24 protein-coding genes and 1 other annotated feature are annotated in these 22018 nt (G+C 33.6%); of the genes, 23 read left to right on the top strand and 1 reads right to left on the bottom strand.

Annotated elements, in window-relative coordinates:
* The 23 genes from AC1RPG_RS03330 to rpmF all read left to right on the top strand — a co-directional run.
* Positions 1–1476: DNA translocase FtsK (locus AC1RPG_RS03330; protein ID WP_481762406.1), on the top strand; the 1476-nt coding region annotated here is incomplete at its 5' end.
* A 69-nt stretch (positions 1477–1545) separates the two neighbouring features.
* Entirely contained in the window at positions 1546–2877 is a 1332-nt protein-coding gene (gene murC, locus AC1RPG_RS03325; RefSeq protein WP_481761401.1) for a UDP-N-acetylmuramate--L-alanine ligase, read from the top strand.
* Between the two features lie 297 nt (positions 2878–3174).
* Positions 3175–3876: a Bax inhibitor-1/YccA family protein gene (locus tag AC1RPG_RS03320; RefSeq protein WP_481761197.1), complete on the top strand. Its 702-nt coding sequence runs from the start codon at positions 3175–3177 to the stop codon at positions 3874–3876.
* Between the two features lie 152 nt (positions 3877–4028).
* A complete protein-coding gene (polA, locus tag AC1RPG_RS03315) occupies positions 4029–6710 on the top strand; it encodes a DNA polymerase I (protein ID WP_481761198.1) in 2682 nt (893 codons plus the stop codon).
* A 21-nt stretch (positions 6711–6731) separates the two neighbouring features.
* Complete coding sequence (gene mutM / locus AC1RPG_RS03310; protein ID WP_481761199.1) at positions 6732–7565, top strand: DNA-formamidopyrimidine glycosylase; 834 nt, start codon at positions 6732–6734, stop codon at positions 7563–7565.
* 2 nt (positions 7566–7567) lie between these two features.
* Positions 7568–8167, top strand: coding sequence for a dephospho-CoA kinase (gene coaE / locus AC1RPG_RS03305; RefSeq protein ID WP_481761200.1), 600 nt, complete (start codon positions 7568–7570; stop codon positions 8165–8167).
* A gap of 32 nt (positions 8168–8199) precedes the next feature.
* Positions 8200–8688, top strand: coding sequence for a transcriptional regulator NrdR (gene nrdR, locus AC1RPG_RS03300; protein ID WP_409022693.1), 489 nt, complete (start codon positions 8200–8202; stop codon positions 8686–8688).
* A 6-nt stretch (positions 8689–8694) separates the two neighbouring features.
* On the top strand, positions 8695–10095 hold the full coding sequence (locus AC1RPG_RS03295; RefSeq protein ID WP_481762173.1) for a replication initiation and membrane attachment family protein: 1401 nt from the start codon (positions 8695–8697) through the stop codon (positions 10093–10095).
* Positions 10095–11033 (top strand): primosomal protein DnaI, encoded by a 939-nt coding sequence (dnaI, locus tag AC1RPG_RS03290; protein ID WP_409022691.1) that lies wholly within the window; start codon positions 10095–10097, stop codon positions 11031–11033. The genes AC1RPG_RS03295 and dnaI overlap by 1 nt, the downstream gene beginning before the upstream one ends.
* A gap of 327 nt (positions 11034–11360) precedes the next feature.
* Positions 11361–13307 carry a threonine--tRNA ligase gene (gene thrS / locus AC1RPG_RS03285; protein WP_481761202.1) on the top strand — a complete coding sequence of 649 codons (1947 nt, stop codon included), beginning with the start codon at positions 11361–11363 and terminating at the stop codon, positions 13305–13307.
* Between the two features lie 59 nt (positions 13308–13366).
* Positions 13367–13504 (top strand) — a sequence feature (ribosomal protein L20 leader region).
* Between the two features lie 56 nt (positions 13505–13560).
* On the top strand, positions 13561–14061 hold the full coding sequence (infC, locus tag AC1RPG_RS03280; protein ID WP_409022689.1) for a translation initiation factor IF-3: 501 nt from the start codon (positions 13561–13563) through the stop codon (positions 14059–14061).
* Between the two features lie 25 nt (positions 14062–14086).
* The gene (rpmI, locus tag AC1RPG_RS03275) at positions 14087–14287 is read left to right on the top strand and encodes a 50S ribosomal protein L35 (RefSeq protein ID WP_057973380.1); all 201 of its coding nucleotides are present in this window, start codon (positions 14087–14089) and stop codon (positions 14285–14287) included.
* Positions 14288–14345: 58 nt separating this feature from the next.
* Entirely contained in the window at positions 14346–14705 is a 360-nt protein-coding gene (rplT, locus tag AC1RPG_RS03270) for a 50S ribosomal protein L20 (RefSeq protein WP_409022688.1), read from the top strand.
* 308 nt (positions 14706–15013) lie between these two features.
* Entirely contained in the window at positions 15014–15547 is a 534-nt protein-coding gene (locus AC1RPG_RS03265) for a YqeG family HAD IIIA-type phosphatase (RefSeq protein WP_409022687.1), read from the top strand.
* Entirely contained in the window at positions 15540–16676 is a 1137-nt protein-coding gene (yqeH, locus tag AC1RPG_RS03260) for a ribosome biogenesis GTPase YqeH (protein WP_481761203.1), read from the top strand. Before AC1RPG_RS03265 ends, yqeH begins: the two co-directional genes overlap by 8 nt.
* A 17-nt stretch (positions 16677–16693) precedes the next feature.
* Positions 16694–17008, top strand: coding sequence for a ribosome assembly RNA-binding protein YhbY (yhbY, locus tag AC1RPG_RS03255; RefSeq protein ID WP_409022685.1), 315 nt, complete (start codon positions 16694–16696; stop codon positions 17006–17008).
* Positions 17009–17034: 26 nt separating this feature from the next.
* Complete coding sequence (locus AC1RPG_RS03250) at positions 17035–17682, top strand: nicotinate-nucleotide adenylyltransferase (RefSeq protein WP_481761204.1); 648 nt, start codon at positions 17035–17037, stop codon at positions 17680–17682.
* Positions 17675–18268 carry a bis(5'-nucleosyl)-tetraphosphatase (symmetrical) YqeK gene (gene yqeK, locus AC1RPG_RS03245; protein WP_481761205.1) on the top strand — a complete coding sequence of 198 codons (594 nt, stop codon included), beginning with the start codon at positions 17675–17677 and terminating at the stop codon, positions 18266–18268. Before AC1RPG_RS03250 ends, yqeK begins: the two co-directional genes overlap by 8 nt.
* 10 nt (positions 18269–18278) lie before the next feature.
* Entirely contained in the window at positions 18279–18635 is a 357-nt protein-coding gene (gene rsfS / locus AC1RPG_RS03240; RefSeq protein ID WP_481761206.1) for a ribosome silencing factor, read from the top strand.
* The gene (locus tag AC1RPG_RS03235) at positions 18635–19375 is read left to right on the top strand and encodes a class I SAM-dependent methyltransferase (protein WP_481761207.1); all 741 of its coding nucleotides are present in this window, start codon (positions 18635–18637) and stop codon (positions 19373–19375) included. Before rsfS ends, AC1RPG_RS03235 begins: the two co-directional genes overlap by 1 nt.
* A gap of 11 nt (positions 19376–19386) precedes the next feature.
* Positions 19387–20529, top strand: a complete 1143-nt coding sequence (locus tag AC1RPG_RS03230; RefSeq protein WP_481762405.1) for a nucleotidyltransferase — start codon at positions 19387–19389, stop codon at positions 20527–20529.
* Positions 20530–20609: 80 nt separating this feature from the next.
* Positions 20610–21158, top strand: coding sequence for a YceD family protein (locus AC1RPG_RS03225; RefSeq protein WP_409022679.1), 549 nt, complete (start codon positions 20610–20612; stop codon positions 21156–21158).
* 55 nt (positions 21159–21213) lie between these two features.
* Complete coding sequence (gene rpmF / locus AC1RPG_RS03220) at positions 21214–21393, top strand: 50S ribosomal protein L32 (protein WP_057973392.1); 180 nt, start codon at positions 21214–21216, stop codon at positions 21391–21393.
* Between the two features lie 79 nt (positions 21394–21472).
* On the opposite strand, the gene AC1RPG_RS03215 is transcribed toward rpmF, so the two are convergent.
* Positions 21473–21976: a hypothetical protein gene (locus AC1RPG_RS03215; protein ID WP_481761209.1), complete on the bottom strand. Its 504-nt coding sequence runs from the start codon at positions 21974–21976 to the stop codon at positions 21473–21475.
* Positions 21977–22018 lie beyond the last annotated feature (42 nt).

Here is a 22018-nt window from a genome sequence, read left to right as displayed (position 1 = left end):
GTACAAGATAGCTATTATGATAATCAGTCAGATGAAGAAGTCAAAAGGTCAGATGCAAGTTATCAATTTCCATCACTTGATTTATTACCAGATCCTATTTTAGAAAATGCTGGTGAATTAGATGATTGGGTACTTTCTCAAATTGATGTATTAAATAATACATTGGAAGCATTCCATGTTAATGCAGAAGTTGATGGCTGGACAGTTGGGCCAACGGTGACCCAATTTGAAGTATCATTAGCTGCTGGTGTTAAGGTAAGTAAGATTACCAACCTTGTTGATGACTTGAAACTAGCGCTTGCTGCAAAAGATATCCGTGTAGAGGCGCCAATTCCTGGACGTAGTAGTGTTGGAATTGAAATACCTAATTTAAAATCAAGACCAGTCCTTCTCTCGGAAGTATTGAGATCTCCAGTGTTTATAGAAAATAAATCACCATTGACGGTGGCGTTAGGTGTCGATTTATTTGGTGAAGCACAAGTAACTAACTTACAAAAAATGCCGCATGGATTAATTGCTGGTGCTACAGGGTCTGGTAAGTCAGTTTTTATCAATAGTTTATTAGTTTCTATTTTATATAAGGCAACACCAAACGAAGTTAAATTGTTATTGATTGATCCTAAAGCTGTCGAATTAGCGCCATATCATGATATTCCTCATTTATTAGCACCTGTTATATCAGATGCAAAAGCAGCTTCGGCAGCTTTGAAATGGGCTGTTGATGAAATGGAAGAACGCTATCAAAAATTAGCTGCAGCTGGAGCTAAAAATATTGGTAACTTTAATCAAAAAGCAGAAGCTAATGGCGATTTTGGCCTAAAGATGCCGTATATTTTAATTATTATTGATGAATTAGCTGATTTAATGATGGTTGCTTCAAATGAAGTTCAAGAATATATTGCAAGAATTACACAAAAAGCTAGAGCAGCAGGAATTCATTTAATTCTGGCTACACAACGACCAAGTGTTGATGTTGTTACGGGTACAATTAAAAATAATATTCCAACTCGAATTGCATTTATGGTTTCTAGTCAAATTGACTCGAGAACTATCTTGGATACGGCCGGTGCTGAAAAATTACTTGGACGAGGCGATATGCTCTATCTAGGTAATGGATCAAGTCAGGCTGTTAGGTTACAAGGAACGTATATAGAAGATGAAGTAGATTTAATTACAGATTTTGTTAGAACTCAAGGAAAGCCAAGATATGCATTTAATCCAGATGGACTGAAAAAAATGGCAGATCAAAATGAACAACAAGATGATTTATTGCCAGGTATTTTAGATTTTATTGCGCACGAACAAACCATTTCAACTTCTAAATTACAGCGCGTCTTTTCAATTGGGTATAATAGAGCTGCCAATATTATTGACGAACTTGAAAATCAGCAACATATCTCACATGCTAAGGGGTCGAAACCTCGAGATGTGTATTTAAATGAAGATGAACTCAGACGGATGAGAGAAGAATTTTAACGACAAACTGAATATTAACTCATTTTATGGTAAAATTATGAATGAATAATGTCAGAAAAGGGGATAATGATGAATAACCAAAAAGTATATTATTTTGTAGGAATAAAAGGCTCAGGGATGAGTTCTTTAGCATTAATTTTACACGATCAAGGATTTAAGGTTGAAGGCTCTGATATTGACCAATATACATTCACACAACGTGGATTAGAATTAGCTAATATTAAGGTTTATTCATTTGATGAAAAAAATATCCATGAAGGTTTGACTGTAATTGCGGGAAATGCATTTACAGCGGATCATCCTGAACTTAAAAAGGCACGTGAAATGGGATTAGATATTGTCAGTTATCCTGAAATGTTAAGTCGATTAATGGAAGGTTACACAAGTATTGGTGTTGCCGGCTCTCATGGTAAAACAAGTACAACAGGATTGCTTGCACATGTCTTAAGTGGTATTGCACCAACGAGTTACTTAATTGGGGATGGTACTGGTAAAGGAAAACCTGATGCAAGATTCTTTGTTTATGAAGCAGATGAATACCGTCGACATTTTGTTGCCTATCACCCAGATTATTCAATTATGACTAATATTGATTTTGATCATCCAGATTATTTTACTGGTATTGATGACGTTTTTGATTCATTTGAAACAGTTGCAAAACAAACCAAAAAAGGAATATTTGCTTGGGGAGATGATCCTTTACTCCGTAAAATAAAAGCTGATGTTCCAATTTATTATTATGGTACAAAGGATTCTGATGATTTCCAAGCTCGTGATATAAAACGAACAACTAAAGGTTCTGAATTCGATGTTTATTATCACGATACATCATTAGGTCATTACCAAATTCCAATTTTTGGTGAACATAATATCTTAAATAGTTTGGCCGTTATTGCTGTTTCGTATTTTGAAAAAGTTGATTTAGAAGAAATTGCAAGTGAATTATTAAGTTTTAAAGGGGTTAAACGCCGGTTTAGCGAAAAGTATATTGGTGATATGACAATTATTGATGATTACGCACATCATCCATCAGAAATTAAAGCAACAATTGATGCTGCTCGTCAAAAATATCCTGATAAAGAATTAATTGCGGTCTTCCAACCACATACGTTTAGTAGAACTATTGCGTTGATGGATGATTTTGCAATTAGTTTGAATCTTGCCGATAAGGTTTATTTAACGGATATTTTCAGTTCTGCTCGTGAAACATCAGGTAATGTTTCTAGTGAAGATCTTGGTGCAAAGATTGTTAAGGGTGGCGAGATTATCAAACTTGATAATCTTTCGCCATTACTTGATTACAATAATGCAGTTGTTATTTTTATGGGCGCTGGAGATGTCCAAAAATATGAATATGCATATGAAGAATTATTGAGTAATTTAAGTTTTAAAAATAATTAGTTGCTGAAAAAGAAATGATTTTCGAATCATTTCTTTTTTATTACTTAATTTTTTTTTACGAAAAGTGAAAATTCTTGATAATTTTACATGATTTGGTACACTTGTCCTTATACATACAAGGGGTTATCCTTTAAAAAGGTTAATGCTGTATGAGGTTAAAAGTCATGTTGTATTCTGATTAAAATAAGTAGTATTGCTCTAACTTATTTCATTTTATTAAATTAGTTGTAATAGGTTTTAGTGTATTAATCACAATATTTTAAACATGATTTCTTAATTAACAAGGAGGAAAATAAGATGGATAATCAAAATAGCGTTATTATTAATGAAAAAGATGGATTAAATCATTTTTTAGCAAAATTATATGGGTATATGGCGCTTGCAGTTGGCGTTTCAGCTGTCACAGCATTTTTAACATTGACAGTATTTCAAAAATTAGTTTATGGCTTTATGGCAGAACATTCATGGTCAATTTGGGCATTATTTATTGTCCAATTGGTGGTTGTCTTAAATATTAACGTAAAGGCATCAAGGGCACCATTTGTAACATTTGCTTTATTGATGGGGTATTCTGTACTTGAGGGCGTAACGTTGTCGTTGATTATATCAATGTATTCAGTCGGGAATATCATTGCTGCATTTGCCGCAAGTTCGGCTGTATTCGTTACGATGACCATTTTAGGAAATGTTACTAAACGAGATTTAACTAAATTAGGCACACAGGCATTAGCAGCTTTGGTTGGACTAATTGTTGCTTCATTTGTAAATTTATTCTTACAAAGTGAACTTATTAATTACGTATTCTCATATATCGCTGTGATTATTTTCACCATTTTAACAGCGTGGGACACACAAAAATTAAGACAAGTATTTTTACAACGAGATAGCAATGTTTCAGTTTCTAACTTAGCTATGACAGGTGCACTAATGTTATATCTTGATTTTATTAATTTATTCATTTCATTCTTACAAATCTTTGGTTACGGTGGTAGAGATTAGTAATTCATAAATAAGAAGGTTAAACCTCCAAGTTAAGGATTTATAACTTGGGGGTTTTTATTACTTTATTGAGTTATTAGCGTATTCATTATTAATCACGGCTGATGTTTGGTAAAATAGAGATAGAGATTTTCAAAGGAGACGGATATTAAATGACTAATACTAATGAGAAACTACTATTGATTGATGGAAACAGTATTGCCTATCGTGCATTTTTTGCATTGTACCAATCTGTAGATAGATTTACAAACCAAGCTGGGTTACATACAAATGCATTATATGGGTTTAATAATATGTTGAATGTCATATTAGATACCGAAAAACCGACACATGTATTAGTTGCATTTGATGCAGGAAAGACAACATTTAGAACTAAAAAATATGATAATTACAAGGCCGGTAGATCAAAAACACCGCCAGAACTAAAAGAACAAATGCCATATTTTAGAGAATTACTAGCAGGATACGGCATTAAAACTTACGAATTAATTGATTTTGAAGCAGATGACATTATAGGCACAATGGCAAAAAAAGGTGAAGAAGCTGGATATAATGTGACTATTGTGACTGGAGATCGAGATTTAACACAATTAACAACCGATAAAGTAACAGTTTCTGTCACAAAAAAAGGCGTTAGTGAAATCGAAAAATTTACACCAGAGCATGTAATGGAAAAATTTGGATTAACACCATTGCAAATTATTGATATGAAGGGATTAGTTGGCGATACGTCAGATAATTATCCCGGTGTTACTAAAGTTGGTGAGAAGACTGCAATTAAATTATTAACAGAATATGACTCAATGGAGAATCTTTACGAAAATATTGATCAATTAAAGAAAAGTAAAATGAAAGAGCATTTAATTGAAGATAAAGATCAAGCATTTATGAGCAAAGATTTAGCCAGAATTCGACAAGATGCACCTATCACAATCGATTTTCCTGATACAAAATGGGATGGAAAAGACTTAGATAAGTTAGTTGCTTTCTATGAAAAAATGGATTTTAAAAAATTTTTAAGTCAATTAAATTTAAATTCAGCATCAGATAGTGTAGAAATGAATTTATTTCCAGAACCTAAAAAGACAGATTATAAAGTATTAACTAGTGATAATTTAGATGAATTATCTAAATTATCACAACCAATTTCTTTTTATTTAGAGATGTTGGAAGATAATTATCATACAGCAGATTTTGATGGATTTGCGATAGGTGATGGCAATCAATTTTTCGTAACACGAGATGTTGATTTGTTAAAATCTAAAACTTTAGTTTCAATTCTTTCAAATGATAAAATTAAAAAGAATGTATTTAATTTTAAACGTAATTATGTAGCATTGAACCGATTGGACATTCAACTTGCAGGAACTGAATTCGATCTTTTGTTGGCTTCATATTTGTTAGATACAAGTGATAATAGTAATGATCTTAGTAAAGTTGCACAGAAACATGATTACTATGACGTTAAGTCTGATGAAGAGGTATATGGTAAAGGCGTTAAACGTGCAATTCCAGAAGATGATGATATTTTCTTTAGTCATATGGCATCGAAAGTTGACGCCTTAAATCTTTTGAAAGAACCATTAATGGCCGGATTAGTTGATCATGAGCAAATGGATTTGTACACGGATATGGAACTTCCTCTTTCACTTGTATTAGCCAAGATGGAAATTCAAGGCATTAATGTGGATGCCGATAGATTGAAGATTATGAAAAAGGAATTTTCAACTATTTTAAGTGATATGGAAACTAAAATTTATAGTGAAGCTGGTGAAGAATTTAATATTAATTCACCAAAACAATTAGGCGTTATTTTATTTGAAAAATTAAAATTACCTGTTGTTAAAAAAACTAAAACAGGTTACTCAACTGCAGTTGATGTTTTAGAACAACTTAGTACAATAGCTCCAATTGCAGATTTAATTTTAAAATATCGACAAATTGCAAAAATTCAATCAACGTATGTTGAAGGATTATTAAAAGTTAGACATGAAGATAAGAAAGTTCATACAAGATACCTACAAACACTGACAGCGACAGGCCGATTATCATCTGTAGATCCTAATCTACAAAATATTCCGGTCCGCGTTCCTGAAGGTAAGAAAATTAGACAAGCATTTATACCTGAACATAAGGGATGGAAAATATTCTCATCTGACTATTCACAAATTGAGTTGCGTGTTTTGGCCCATATTGCGCATGATGCTAATATGCAAGAAGCTTTTAAAGAAGGAATCGATATCCATGCTAATACAGCAATGAAAATTTTTAGTTTAGAATCGCCAGATGACGTGACGTCAAATATGCGTCGAACAGCTAAGGCAGTCAATTTTGGGATTGTTTATGGTATTAGTGATTATGGATTGTCACAAAATATTGGGATTACTAGAAAACAAGCACAAACATTTATTGATACTTATTTAAATGAATTTACAGGCGTTAAGAACTACATGGAAAGCGTTGTGCGTGAAGCTAAAGATAAGGGCTATGTTGAAACATTATTCCATCGTCGTCGTTATTTACCAGATATTAACAGTCGAAACTTTAATTTACGTTCTTTTGCTGAAAGAACTGCAATGAATACCCCAATTCAAGGTAGTGCTGCGGATATTATTAAAGTAGCGATGATTAATATGAACAAAATGTTAGAAGAAGAACATTTACAAGCCAAAATGTTATTACAAGTACATGATGAATTAATTTTTGAAGCACCTGAAGAAGAAATTGCTATCTTGCAAAAGAAAGTTCCTGAAGTTATGGACGCTGCTGTTTCTTTAGAGGTTCCTTTAAAAGTTGAGAGTGCGTTTGGTGATAGTTGGTTTGATACTAAATAAAAAGTGGTTGGGGGTAATTATATGCCAGAATTACCAGAAGTTGAAACGGTTCGAAGAGGTCTTAGTCAATTAGTTATAGGTAAGACAATTAAATCAATTGATGTTTTATGGCCTAAAATTGTATCTGGGGATGTACTAGATTTTAAGCGTGAATTAGAAGGTAGAAAGATTGAATCAATCGATAGACTGGGTAAATACTTACTTTTTCGTTTTGATAGTAAAATGACAATGGTTTCTCATTTAAGAATGGAAGGCAAATATTTTGTCCGTGGATCAGATGAACCAATTGAAAAACATTCCCACGTCATATTTCATTTAACTGATGGGCAAGATTTAAGATACAATGATGTTCGTAAGTTTGGACGCATGCAACTAATCCCCACAGGTCGAGAACGTGAACTTTCGGGACTTAAGAAGCTAGGACCAGAACCGACAGAAGATGATTTTAAGCTCAGTTATTTCAAAAAATATTTATCTCGTAAGCATATGGCAATCAAGCCTGTGTTATTAAATCAAGAAGCGGTTGCTGGTCTTGGAAATATTTATGTTGATGAAGTTTTATGGATGAGTAAAATTAATCCGGAACAGCCAGCAAATTTAATTTCTGATAGGAAATTAGCTATATTACGTAAAAATATTATTCTTGAGCTAGCCACTGCGGTACAAGCTGGTGGAACAACAATTAGATCCTATACGGGTGCGTTTGGTGAGACGGGTTTGTTCCAATTTGATTTGAATGTCTATGGTCAAACAGGAAAACCATGTCCTAGATGCGGAGCGCCTATTGTTAAAATAAAAGTGGCACAACGAGGGACACACTACTGTCCACATTGCCAACCGTTAAAGGAAGTTTAAAAATGACTTATATTCTTGGACTAACTGGTGGCATAGCAACAGGTAAATCAACAGTTAGTCGTATTTTTAGAGAAGAAAATATCACAGTTATTGATGCAGACGTTATTGCGAGACAAGCTGTTGAACCAGAATCTGTAACATTAAAAATAATCATTCAAACATTTGGTGAAAAATATTTATCATTAACCGGGAATTTGAATCGAAAAGAGTTAGGTCAGCTAGTTTTTAATGATGCAACAGAGTTAAAAAAATTGAACGGCATTATGGTTCCTGCTATTAGAAAAGAAATCTTGTCACAAATAGAAGTCCAAAAAAAATTAGGTAGCCAGTTAATTATTTTGGATATGCCTTTATTATTTGAGCAAAACTACCAATTACTTTGTGATGCAGTAATGGTTATCTATGTACCTGAAACAGCACAATTAGAACGTTTAATGAAGCGGGATGAATTGTCTTTAGATGAGGCGATGTTAAGGGTTAAAGCACAATGGCCCATTCAAAAGAAAAAAGATTTAGCAGATTTTGTAATAGATAATTCAACAACGGTTGCCGTTACAAGGGTTCAAGTGCTAAACTGGCTTAGTAATCAAATTAATGGTTAAATAATGTAAATAAAAAATAATGAGGTGTCACAATGAAATGTCCACATTGCCAACATAATGGCTCTCGAGTCGTTGACAGTCGACCAACAGATGAAGGTCGCGTTATCAGACGACGTCGTGAATGTGAAAATTGTGAATTTAGATTCACAACATTTGAACGAGTTGAAGCTACACCACTACTTGTTATTAAAAAAAATGGAACACGTGAAGAATTTAATCGTGAAAAGATTCTTAAAGGTATTATCAGTTCTGCTGAGAAAAGACCAGTTTCAATGAAAGCTATCACTCATCTTGTGGATCAAGTGGAAAATAATGTTAGAGCATTAGGTGAAAATGAAATTTCTAGCCAACTAATTGGTGAATATGTTATGGGATTATTGGCTGATGTAGATGAAATTGCGTACATTAGATTTGCTAGTGTTTATCGCCAATTTAAAGATATGAGTGTTTTCTTAAAAGAATTAAATGAAATGATGGCTCGTGATAAAACACCTACAGATAAACCGGATTTGAAGGAATGATAATCAATGATTGATATATGCGGAAATATGAGTCCGAAAGACGGTTATGTCGTTTTAATGGATGAAAAAGTTACAAATGATGATATTGAACGACTAGACTACTTGTATCAACCTGTTATGGGTGTGATTGCGAGTGGTCTATTTGCTCTATTGAAAGGTGAGGCAGGTCAAAATCCACAATTATCTAATCGAAAGATGCATAGTGAATTACTTGCATTACTAAATATTGACATAGCAATGTTTTATGAAGCAAGAAGTGCCCTTGAAGCTTTAGGGCTTTTGAAGAGCTTTGAAAAAGAGGATGCAATAGGAAAAGTTGTTGTCTATCAATTGCGTCGACCTTTGCAAGCAACTGATTTTTTTACAGATGATTTACTAAGCACTTTACTCTGGGAATCGATTGGTGATGGTAGGTACAAAGAAATTACCACTCGATTTGCGTTACCAATTTTAAAATTAGATGGCTTCAAAGAAACATCTAAAAGTTTCTTAGATGTTTTCCAAGTTAATCAAGATCATTTGTCTAATAAACCTGATATTATTTCTGAAAGTAAAAAAGTTTTTTCAACGGACAAGAAGATACCGAAAAAGTTAGTTGAGTCAGGTAGTATTGAGTCATTTGATTTTAAATTTTTTATTGAACTACTGGAAAAGAGTTTCGTTTCTTTGGATAATATCAATGAACAGCGGGATTTAATTATTTCAGAGCATCTCTTGTATGGTATTGATGAAATCGAAATGGCCCAATTTATTGGAGATTCAGCTGACTTATCAACAAATGAAGTTGATTATAATTCATTCAAGCAACATATTGCTCACAAATATAATCAACAAATTAAACTGAAAAAACAAGAAGATTTAACAAGTAGTGATAATAAAAAGGTTAATATGAAATCTGTTGAAACGCTAAAAAAAGTTGGTTTTTCTGAAGAGGATTCGCAGTTAATTCTTGCGAGTGAAGCCTATAAACCTTTTGATTTTTTGAAATCGTTAAAAGAAAGCAAGGGTGGATATGTCACTGACAGTGAAGCATATCTGTTACAGCAACTTATTCAACGACAGATATTTTCTAATTCAGTCATTAATATTCTGATTCATTACATTTTGATTGACCGTGATTTATCAACACTTAATAAATCGTTTGTCGATACTATGGCTAATGATTGGTCACAGCAAAAAGTGAAGACACCTGAAGAAGCCATTAATCAGGTTCGACAATTTAACAATAAAAAGACTGAAACTAAGGCGTCAAACCAACGACAAAGAAAAATAATTAAAAAAGAGACATTGCCTGATTGGGCTAAAGATGACTATCAAGCACCAAAAGTGGATGTAAAAGTTGATAAGGATGAACTAAAAAGACAACTTGCTGAATTTAATAAAACAGCACCCAAAGGAGGAAAATGATGGAAGATTTAGGGACAGAAATCAAAAAATTTCTTGAAAAGGACAACCTGAGTGAAAGATATCCTAATGTTAATTATCGTGATTTAATGAGAAAAGTTTATGAAGATTCAGATGTCATCGCTTTTTTAGATAGAAATAAAGCTGAATTAACAGAGGATAGTATTCGACGCGCTGATGCAAAATTGTATGAATTCTTATCTGAAAAAAATAAAATTATTCTTGGTAAAGGAATGATAGCACCAGGTTATAAGCCACAATTGGTTTTGAATAATCATATGATTGATGTTTCCTATGTACCAACAGATTCTTTTATCGAGGCTCAAAAAAGTAGAGCATTAGCTAAGCGAGTTAAATCAATGAGTATGTCTAAAGATATCAAAAACGCGACTATGAATGGCTTTGATATGGATGAACGTGGGGATGCACTTAGCCAGAGTTTAAAATTTATAACAACATTTGTTGATAGTCCTAAATCTTATCACCAAGCAATGTATTTTTATGGTAGCTTTGGCGTTGGTAAAACATATCTTTTAGGTGCTATGGCCAATGAATTAGCAAGTCGAGGATACCAAACGACTTTAATGCATTTCCCTAGTTTTGCAGTTGAAATTAAAAATGCTATTAGTGATAATCGTGTTTATGACATGCTAAATGCTGTTAAAAAATCTGAAATTTTAATGATTGATGATATTGGTGCCGATGCAATGTCTAGTTGGGTTCGTGATGATATTTTAGGTGTTATTTTACAATATCGCATGCAAGAAGAATTACCAACTTTCTTTAGTTCTAATTTTTCGATGAAACAACTAGAAGATGAGCATTTACGTATTAGTCAAAAGGGTGAAGACGAGCCTCTTAAGGCAAAAAGAATTATGGAACGAATTCACTTTTTAGCAAAAGAAGTTAAGATTGTTGGAAAAAATCGTCGACCTAAATAAGAATAATAGTTGCTAAATTTCACTAAAAATGGTTAAATAGTTATTAAATTGATACGGAAGATTACATTCTTTTTTTATGTCCGCAGGGAGGGAAAGCATAGCTGAAAGCTTTTCTGGCAGAGAATAAGTGATGACCACTTCCATAATGTTGCCTGATTTTTATCAGGTCGGATTGGATCCGTTAAAATCTATGGAGAAAGTTTTGTTTCGGCAAAACTTTGAATTTGGGTGGAACCACGTTAATCGACGTCCCTAATACACGATTTTATTTGTGTATTAGGGACTTTTTTTGTATCAAAAAATATTAAAACAATGGAGGAAGTTAACATGTCAAAAATAAATATTACATTTCCAGATGGCGCAGTTAAAGAGTTTGATTCAGGTATTACGACTGAAGACGTTGCAAAGTCAATTAGTCCTAGTTTAGCTAAAAAATCAATTGCCGGTAAATTCAATGGTGTTTTGGTTGATTATCTTCGTCCATTAGAGGCAGACGGCGCTATCGAAATTGTTACTAAAGAATCTGCAGACGGATTAATCGTTTTATGGCATACAGCTGCTCAAGTTTTAGCTAATGCGTTACAACAATTATACCCAGGTATGAAATTTGGTATGAGTTCTGATATTGAAAATGGTTTCTATTTTGATACAGATAATGGTGAAACACAAGTTAGCGTTGATGATTTGAAGAAAATTCAAGATAAGATGAAATCAATTGTTAAAGAAAATTTGAAAATTGAACGTCAATTAGTTTCAAAAGCTGAAGCTCTTGAATTATTTGCTGGTGACCCATATCGTGCTGAATTAGTAGTTGAAGCTACTGATGAAAATGGACAAGTTGAAATTTACAAACAAGGTGAATTCGTTAACTTAAGCGATGGCGCACAATTACGCTCAACTGCTGATGTTAAAATTTTCCAATTATTATCAGTTGCTGGTGCATATTGGCAAGGTAAATCAAGTAATCCGATGTTACAACGTGTTTATGGTACAGCGTTCTTTAAACAAAAAGATTTAGATGCTGAATTAGTTCGTCGTCAAGAAGCACGTGAACGCGATCATCGAGTAATTGGTAATGACTTAGATTTATTCTTTGTAGATCCAAAAGTTGGTGCAGGATTACCATACTGGTTACCTAATGGTGCTACAATTCGTCGTACGATTGAACGCTACATTGTTGATAAGGAAGTTTCAAATGGTTATGATCATGTTTACACACCAATCTTAGCCAACTTGGATTTATATAAAACTTCTGGTCATTGGGACCATTATCGCGAAGACATGTTCCCACCAATGGACATGGGTGATGGCGAAGAGTTAGAGTTACGTCCAATGAACTGTCCTTCACATATTCAAGTTTACAAGCATCATATTCGTTCATATCGTGATCTTCCTATCAGAATTGCTGAATTAGGAATGATGCATCGTTATGAAAAATCAGGTGCACTTTCTGGTTTACAACGTGTACGTGAAATGACATTAAATGATGGTCATACTTTCGTTGCTCCTGATCAAATTCAAGAAGAATTTAAAAGCGTCCTTCGTTTAATGATGGAAGTTTATGATGACTTTGGGATTGCTGACTATTCATTCCGTTTGAGCTATCGTGATCCAGCTAACACAGAGAAATACTTTGATGATAATGAAATGTGGACAAAATCACAAAGTATGTTAAAAGGTGCTATGGATGATTTAGGCTTAGATTACTACGAAGCTGAAGGAGAAGCAGCATTTTACGGTCCTAAATTAGATGTTCAAACAAAAACAGCGTTAGGAAATGATGAAACGTTATCAACAATTCAATTAGATTTCATGATGCCTGAAAAATTTGAATTATCATACATCGGTGATGATGGTGAAGAACACCGTCCTGTTATGATTCATCGTGGACTTGTTTCAACGATGGAACGTTTTACAGCTTACTTAACAGAAATGTACAAAGGAGCATTCCCAACTTGGTTGGCTCCTAAACAGGTAACAATTATTCCTGTTAAAAACGATCTTCATGCCGATTATGCGCATGATTTACGTGCTAACTTAGTTGCTCGTGGTGTACGAGTAACGGTTGATGAACGTAACGAAAAGATGGGTTATAAGATGCGTCAAGCGCAAGTTACTAAAGTACCTTATATTTTAGTTGTCGGTGATAATGAAGTAGCTGAAAATACAGTTTCTGTTCGTCGACATGGTGAAGATGATTCAAATATCTTTACAAAAGAAGATTTTATTAACAACATTACAAAAGAAATTGCCAACTATAGTCGTAAAGCATAAAAAAGACTCATTTTAATTTGCTTGACAATGAGTCTTCAAGTTGGTATGATATAAAAGTTAAGAAAAAGCAGAGGCTCCCGCTTCTCGCCTGAAGAGACAAAGAGTCTCTGGGCAGAATATTATTGAAATTAAATTCCAATTAAAATGGATTTCAAGCGGGCTGCGATAATTTATTATTGTTGCCCGTTTTTCTGTGTTTTTTCTCAAAAAAATTTGGAGGTGCATTGCCATAGCAGTTGATAAAGTAGACAAAATGGTCAATGAAGGTATCCGCGCATCGGAACTTCGTTTGATCGGTGATGATGGCGAACAACTTGGTGTTAAAACGAAACAAGAAGCACTAGATATGGCAGAAATTGCTAATTTAGATGTTGTTGTTGTTGCCGCTAACTCAAAACCACCTGTTGCTAAGATTATGGATTACGGGAAGTACCGTTTCGAATTACAAAAGAAACAAAGAGAAGCCCGTAAAAACCAAAAGATTGTTAATGTTAAAGAAGTTAGACTTAGTCCAACGATTGATATTAACGATTTCAATACAAAATTGAAAAATGCCTCAAAATTCCTTGCAAAAGGTGATAAGGTTAAAGTATCAATTAGATTTAAAGGCCGTGCAATTACGCATAAAGAAATCGGACGTGATGTCTTGAATCGCTTCGCTGACGCAGCTAAAGAAGTTGCATCAGTTGAATCAAGAGCGAAGATGGATGGACGTAGTATGTTCATGATGCTTGCACCTAAGGCTGAAAAGTAAAGCTATATTAGGAGGATATTAGATTATGCCAAAACAAAAGACTCATCGTGCATCAGCAAAACGTTTTAAACGTACAGGAAATGGTGGCTTAAAACGCTCTAAAGCATATACAAGTCATCGTATGCATGGTAAAACTAAGAAACAACGTCGTCAATTAAGCAAATCAACTACAGTGTCAGCATCAGATAACAAGCGTATCAAACAAATGCTTTCACAAATGAAATAATAAATATAAATTAGACAATTGATGCCATTTTTAAATGGCTCAATAAGGAGGAATTTTCATGCCACGAGTTAAAGGTGGAACCGTTACACGTCAACGTCGCAAAAGAATGCTTAAATTAGCAAAAGGTTACCGTGGATCAAAACATATCCAATTTAAGGTAGCTAAACAACAAGTAATGAAATCGTACCAATATTCATTCCGTGATCGCCATCAAACAAAACGTAACTTCCGTCGTCTATGGATTGCACGTATTAACGCTGCAGCACGTATGAATGGTTTAAGTTACAGCAAGATGATGCATGGCTTGAAATTAGCTGAAATTGAAGTTAACCGTAAAATGTTAGCTGAATTAGCTGTTAAAGATTCAGCAGCATTTGCTGCTGTTGCAGAAGAAGCTAAAAAAGCATTAAGTAAATAATAACTTTTAAGAGGATACTTGACCAATTGTCAAGTATCCTCTTTTTTTAATAAAATTTCTGTAAATAAGTTAAGTATGTTATTTTTAGTGAAATCAAAAAAATTTTATGTGATATCAATGATTATGGTCTATGTAACTAATAAGACAAAATATAATCTTAAAAAGAGCAATATAAAATTGAAATAACTCGTTTCTATTATTTTAAAATGAGAAAATAAAATTAATTTCATTTGTTTTCATGGAAAACATGCAATTTTGTTGAAAGTACATTATACTTAGATTATTATTCTAAAATTGAGGTAGCTAACATGCTTGAGAGATATAAACCAACTTGGATGGTTGAATCAATTTATGATTTAACACCAGAGGATTTACAAAATCATGGAATTAAAGTTGTTATGACTGATTTAGACAATACATTAATTGCATGGGATAACCCAAACGGAACCCCAGAATTGAAGAATTGGTTAGAGCTTATAGCTGCGGCTTCAATTCCAGTGATTGTTGTATCTAACAATAGTCACGAACGTATTGAAAAGGCACTGGAACATATTGGATTACCATTTGTTTCCAGAGCTCTAAAACCATTTACAAAAGGAATTAACCAAGTTAAAAATGAATTTAAGATGAATAATCAAGATTTAGTTTTAATAGGTGATCAATTGATGACTGATATTGCTGCTGCGAATAATGCGGGCATTAAAAGTATATTGGTTAAACCACTTGTTGAATCAGACGCTTGGAATACAAAACCTAATCGTTTCATTGAAAAAAGAATTAAAAATCACTTAATTAAAAAACACGATTTTAAAACTAAATGGGGGAATTCATTGGATGACTGACATAATTGAAGTACCAGAAATTGACGAAGATCTTTTTTGTATTGGCTGTGGCTCAAAAATTCAAAGTGAAGAAGTAGATGAATTAGGCTATACACCTAAATCCGCAGTAAAAAAAGGACTTGAAACAAATGAACTATATTGCCAAAGATGTTTTAGACTACGACATTACAATGAAATTGCTGACGTTAAGTTAACTGATGATGATTTCCTAAAATTATTGAATCAAATTGGTAGTGCTGATGCATTAATCGTCAACGTTATTGATATTTTTGATTTTAATGGTAGTCTAATTCCTGGATTACATCGATTTGTGGGTGATAATCCTGTTTTAATGGTTGGAAATAAAGCTGATTTATTGCCTAAGTCATTGAGACGTTCGAAGTTAAAGGATTGGATGAGACAACAAGCTAATTTACAAGGATTACGACCAATTGATGTTGCATTGACAAGTGCAACAAAAAACTTTGCGATTGATGAATTATTAGAATTAATTGAAAAGTATCGTGAAGGCCGTGATGTGTACGTTGTTGGAGTAACTAATGTTGGTAAATCAACATTGATTAATCAAATCATTAAACAAAGAACAGGTGTCCAAGACCTGATTACAACTTCAAGATTCCCAGGAACTACGCTTGATAAGATTGAAATTCCATTGGACGATGATCGAGCTTTAATTGATACACCAGGTATTATTCATCAAGACCAGATGGCTCATTATCTATCAGGTAAGGCGCTAAGATTAGTTTCTCCTCAAAAAGAAATTAAACAACGCGTCTATCAGTTAAATGAAAACCAAACATTATTCTTTGGGGCTGTTGCAAGATTTGATTACATTTCAGGGGGAACTCCTGGTGTTGTCGTTTATCTTGATAATGATTTAATGATTCATAGAACAAAAACTGAGACTGCAAGTGAATTTTATGAGAAACATGCTGGTGGTTTATTAAATCCACCAACAGATGATGAAATGAACGACTTCCCAGAATTAGTTCGTTTTGAATTTAAAGCAACACAAAAAAGTGATTTAGTTTTTGCCGGACTTGGATGGGTAACCATTAATGAGGGTGCTAAAGTCGCTGGCTGGGCACCAAAAGGTGTTTCGGTTCTTTTACGTAAAGCAATGATATAAGAGGAGTTAACTAACATATGACATTAAGAGGCAAACAAAAAAGATATCTACGCAGTCAGGCACATCATTTACGTCCACTTTTCCAAGTTGGAAAAGAAGGCGTGTCTACTAACTGGTTAAACCAAATTCGCGAAGCAATTGAAAAACGCGAATTAATCAAAATTAACATGCTACAAAATGCAACAATTGATACAAATGAAGTTCGTATTTTTATTGAATCTAATAGTTCAATTCAAGTTGTTCAAGTGATTGGTCATACATTAGTGCTTTATCAAGCAGCAACAGATGTCGAAAATCGAGATATCTCTGACAAAGTTAATTTACTCGCTTAATTTAAAATTTTGAGGAGGTTTTTAGCTTGACTATTCAAGTCCAAAAATTAAAAGAAATTAATTTAGTTACGAAATTTAAGACTAAACCCATTCTTGATAATACGAAAAAGCGTGTTGGAATTCTCGGGGGTACGTTTAATCCGCCTCACTTAGGTCATTTAATAATTGCTGATCAAGTTTGTCAGCAATTAGGATTAAGTGAAGTTCGATTTATGCCGGATGCAACACCACCACATGTGGATAAAAAGGAAGCAATTGATGCAAAGTATCGCCTTGATATGGTTAATCAAAGTATCGCGGATAACGATAAGTTTAAGCTGGAAGATACTGAAATTAATCGCGGTGGTATTAGCTACACCTATGACACTGTGGTTGCTTTAAAAGCAGCTCATCCGGAAAATGATTACTATTTTATTATTGGCGGCGATATGGTAGATTATTTACCGAAATGGTCTCGTATTGATGAATTAGTAAAATTAGTACATTTTGTTGGAGTTAAACGAACGGGATTTGAACAAACAAGTCAGTATCCTATACTTTGGGTTGATGTACCAACAATTGATATTAGTTCAACACAAATTCGAGATAAGATAAAAAAAGGCTGTTCAATTAATTATTTAGTACCTAAGGCAGTCTCAAATTATATTGAGAAAGAAGGGTTGTATCGTGAATAATTTAGTTTATTCTAATAATCTTTTTAGTGGAACTAGAGAAGAATTAGTACAGATTTTGAAGGAAACTTTGAGTGAAAAAAGATTTCAGCATGTGTTAAATGTTGAAAAATCTGCAATTGAACTTGCTCAAAATAATAATGGTGATATTGAAAGAGCAAGTATTGCTGGACTTATTCATGATTATGCCAAGGAGCGGACAGATGACACCTTTATCAGAACAATTAAGCAAAAACATATGGATCCTGATTTATTAAATTGGGGGAATGCTATCTGGCATGGAATTGTTGGCGCAGAGTTGATACATGATGAATTAGGTATTACAGATGATAAAATTTTAACATCAATTGTGAAGCATACGACAGGCGATGTTGAGATGGATTTGTTGGATAAAATTGTCTACGTCGCTGATTTCATCGAAGAAGGTAGGACGTTCTCTGGCGTTCTTGAAGCACGAAAAAAAGCATTTGAAAGTTTGGATGCAGCTGTTGGATTTGAAACAAAACATACACTAAGTTATTTAATTAATACCAATAAAAGAGTGTATCCTAAAACAATTTTGACCTTTAATAAATGGGTCGCAGAATAGAGGAGTAATAATGAATAGTATAGAAAAATTAGAAATCGCAGTTAAGGCTGCTGACAGTAAACGTGGCGAAAAGACGGTGGCTATTGATGTCCATGAAATTAGTCTATTAGCTGATTATTTCATGGTGACACAAGCTGACTCAGCTCACCAAGTTAAGGCTATCGTCAAAGAAATTCAAGATCAAGAAGAACTAGCAGGTGTTGAAGTCCGTCGTATTGAAGGACGTAATTCAACTAGTTGGGTTTTATTAGATTTTGGAGATTTAATTGTGCATGTATTTAAAACTGAATCACGTGAATTTTATGATCTTGAAAAATTCTGGTCTGAAGGCGCATCTGTAGATTTATCAGCATGGATTGAAGAATAATGATTTATACCACCTTTTCAAAATTGTATGATCAATTAATGGATCCTGATTTATATGATTCTTGGCAAACATTTGTCGAAACACAAGTTCCTGATAAGAAAACTGAAATTCTTGAATTAGCTTGTGGTGCAGGTCAATTAGCAATTGCTTTAACGCAATCTGGTTATTCAGTCGTTGGTTTAGATTTATCTGAAGAAATGTTATCAATTGCTGACCAACACGCACAGGATGCGAATGTATCCTTGCCTTTAGTACAAGGTGATATGATGAATTTGGAAGAGGCAGAGTTACCACAATTTGATGCGGTAACTTGTTTTGCTGACTCATTTTGTTATTTACCTGACGCTGATGCTGTAGGAAACGTTTTTAAATCAATTCATGGATTACTACAAGAAAATGGTCGATTCATTTTTGATGTTATCTCAACCTATCAAACGGATGAGATTTATCCAGGTTATATGTACAACTATCAGGATGATGATCAAGCTTTTTTGTGGTCAACATTTAAAGATGAAGAGCCACACAGTGTCGTTCATGAATTAACTTTTTTTGTCAAAAATGATACTAACTGTCAATTTGAACGTCTAACTGAGGACCATCATGAACGAACATATTCAGTTAATACGTATACTGAATTGTTAAAAAATGCTGGATTTAAGAATATTAAAATTTCGGCTGATTTTGGCACAAGTCAAGTTGATGATAAAACAACAAGACTATTTTTTGTCTGCGATAAATAGGAGTGAGTTACTTGGACACGACTGGGGTTATTGTTGAATATAATCCGTTTCATAACGGACATTTGTATCAGATTAATCAAATAAAAGAAAAGTATCCTGATACGACGATTATTGCCCTTATGAGCGGACAATTCTTACAGAGAGGTATTCCAGCTGCACTTGATAAAGAGAGCCGTACGGAGCAAGCATTGCAATCTGGTGTTGATTTAATAGTTGAGTTACCCGTTGCATTTTCTGTTCAACCGGCTGATTTGTTTGCTCAAGGTGCCATTAAATTATTGGCCGGATTAAAGATAACCAGACTTGTTTTTGGTGCTGAACATCCTGATTTGGATTTTATGACTATCGCAACTGAAATTCAAACGTTAGATAGTGAGTTTAATCAGTTTAATGAAACGTATGCCACACAATATCAACGAGCTGTTTTTGAAAAAACAGGTGTTCAAATTAATCGGCCTAATGATTTGTTAGGTTTAGCTTATGCTGAAGCCTGCATAGCCGAAAAAGCCGAAATCCAGTTATGTCCGATTCAACGTATAGAGGCTGATTACCATGAAACAAAATTTGTTGATACTCAAAAAATTACAAGTGCAACAGCAATTAGATTAGCAGTTCAACATCAAGAATCGATTGTAGAAGTTGTTCCTAATCAAACTCGACTTGATTCAGAAAATGAAAGATGGGCCGATTGGACAGATTTTTGGCCATATCTTCGATATCAGTTGAGTCTATCAACACCAGGTCAATTATCGTCGATTTATGGCATGTCTGAGGGTATTGAGTATCGTTTGTTGCAGCAGTACGAAAAGTTGCCTGACGAGGCTAATTTTGATGATTGGGTCCAAGCCGTTAAGTCGAAACGAGTAACTTATACAAAAATCTCAAGACTAGCAACTTATATTTTGTTACAAATAAAGCAAAATGAAATTGACAAACAATATAAGCAGCCTTATTATCATGTCTTAGGGTTCTCAAAAAAAGGTCAAACGCTGCTTAATCATTTAAAAAAGGAAGTGCCATATCCTATAATAACAAAAATTAGTAAAAAGGATAAAGAGGGACTTTACCAATTAGATTATCGAGCAGGAATTATTTATGGGCTAGTTAGTCATAAAAAATCGGATCTTTTTAGAAGACCTAAACAAATTAATTAACATACTGTCAAGGATATACCATTGACAATGTTTTTAATCACAGGTATAATCATAAGCGTTGCATTAGGAGGCATATTTGCATGAAATGGTCCTTAGTTGAGTTAAAAAAACAAAGTGATGAACCACTTCAAGTTGACGAAATGTTAAACCTTTCCGAAGGATTAATGCTGCGCAACAAAACAATTACAGCTGTTTCAGAAGTCCATGTTACGGGCATTCTGTCAGCAGATCATCAAGATGTCATTGGTCATTTTAACGTTAGTTTAACAGTTGAAATGCCATCAACACGATCATTAAAGAGTGTCGATGTCCCATTAAATTTTTCAGTTGATGAATTTTATGTAGGCTATCGCGATAAAGCACTTGAACGGTTTGATAAAAATGATGTTGTAATTATTTTGGAAGAAGATATGCTCAATTTGAATTCTGTGATAGAGGATAATGTGTTATTACAGATTCCGATGCAGATACTGACTGATGATGAGAGAAAAGCAGAAGATTTACCAACCGGAGACGACTGGGAAGTTCTTACTGAAGATAAACTCGTACAGGTTAGAAAAGAAAAAGTTGATCCTCGATTTGCCTCATTACAAAATTTTTTTGATAATGATGGTTCTGAAGAGGAATAAACATAACAATACTTTTATTAAAAGTTTTGGATAATTTTAAAGGAGGTGTTTGATAATGGCAGTACCAGCACGTAAAACATCAAAAACACGTAAGAGAATGCGTCGTACGCATTACAAGTTAACTGTCCCAGGTATGAGCGCTTGCCCTAACTGTGGCGAATTAAGAAAATCACATTATGTATGTCCTAGCTGTGGTTTTTATGACGGAAAAGAAGTCGTAAAAGTAAACAACTAAATCTACATTAAGTAAAAAGCCTTAACAACCATGGTGTTAAGGCTTTTTCTGTACAAAAAAAATAAGATTCAATTGAATCTTATTTTTTTTCACTAATTTTCAAACTTATAATTTTGAAGTCTGTCTCTGGATCAAAAAATTGAAAAGGTAATTTGGCATGGCTTTCAATATAAGTTACATTTTTAGCCGGTGTTTTAACAGCCTTAAAAGTGGGCGATTTGATAGATTTAATTAAATCTATCAAATCTAGAAGTAATAACTCTGGTTTGTTACTAAGATTAGACCAGCCTGAAAATTCGGAACGATAATTTTTAAAGATTGTTTTTCTTATCGGACTGATGAAAGCATTACTACTGTCATTTTCGTAAGGAATTGACTGAGATGCGATAGTGTGCTGACTTGTGGTACTATAAATTTGAATTCGACTATCTTTTAAATCTAAAAAATCGGCCGTTAATAATTTGTCGTTAACTTGGACAACTAAGTCAAAAGTAGGGATATTGTTAGAAAATTCTGCTTTTGCGCGACTGTATAAAAAAGTATCGATGGCATAATATAATTCTTGTACTTCAACTAATTTCATATTTGAAAGACCTCCTGAAATCAGTATAACAAAAAAAGGTAA

The organism is Dellaglioa sp. CoH-57-MRSF-18 (assembly GCF_056781995.1).
This window is presented reverse-complemented; position numbering and strand designations above follow the sequence as displayed.